Annotated in this window: 2 protein-coding genes; both read right to left on the reverse strand. The window is 63.8% G+C overall.

Features of this window, described 5'->3' with window-relative positions:
• Positions 1 to 82 precede the first annotated feature (82 nt).
• Positions 83 to 430 (reverse strand): helix-turn-helix domain-containing protein, encoded by a 348-nt coding sequence (locus OTB19_RS43945; protein WP_420717043.1) that lies wholly within the window; start codon positions 428 to 430, stop codon positions 83 to 85.
• A gap of 34 nt (positions 431 to 464) precedes the next feature.
• On the reverse strand, positions 465 to 713 hold a 249-nt coding region (locus tag OTB19_RS43200), incomplete at its 5' end, for a hypothetical protein (RefSeq protein ID WP_267804339.1).

Consider the following 713-nt stretch of genomic DNA (forward strand, 5'->3'; position numbering starts at 1 on the left):
CCGCCCGCGCCGCCAGGACCTACCTCGCTCTGCACTGGAACCGCTGGCGACGCCGCCACCAGACCCGCGCACGCATCAGCCACTACCGCCAACGAGACCACTCACCGCAACAACACCGGCTGTAGTACCGGTAGACGTCGCGTCCGCCGTTGCTGTTGACCTCACGGCTGACCGTGGACACCGCCCGCCCCAGCAGACCGGCGATCGCCCGATAGGAATCGCCCGCACACAACCCGCGGGAGATCTCCTCGCGCTCGCCCAGAGTCAGACTTCCGACACGCTCCTTGCGGGACAGAGGAGCGATTCCTCCGTGGTGCTTGAGGACGGTGAACACTGAGCCGGGTGGCTTGCCTATGCTTCTCGAGATGACGCTGATCGACTCGCCGGACCTCCACCGCCGCCACAGGTCGGCCTTCATCTCATCCGACATCCCCGGCCGACCCAGTCTTGCCACGTGTACCGTCCTAACCTGCACTGTTGCTCTGACCGGTTGAATCTAAGACGGCTTTTTTCAGGAAGCTGACTTCCATCTCAAGCTCACGATTGCGGCGCTCGAGTTCCTTCAGGCGTGCTCGCTCGTCGAGCCTCCGGAGCCTGTCAACGTGATCAAGGCAGGTGAAGTGTTCTATCGCTGTGCCGGGATCGTTTGATCGTCGGGCCTGGGGTCGTCGGGCTTGTTGATCCAGGCGGCCATGGGGAGCTTCGGCGGTTCG

The organism is Streptomyces sp. H27-H5 (assembly GCF_026627505.1).
GTDB lineage: Bacteria > Actinomycetota > Actinomycetes > Streptomycetales > Streptomycetaceae > Streptomyces.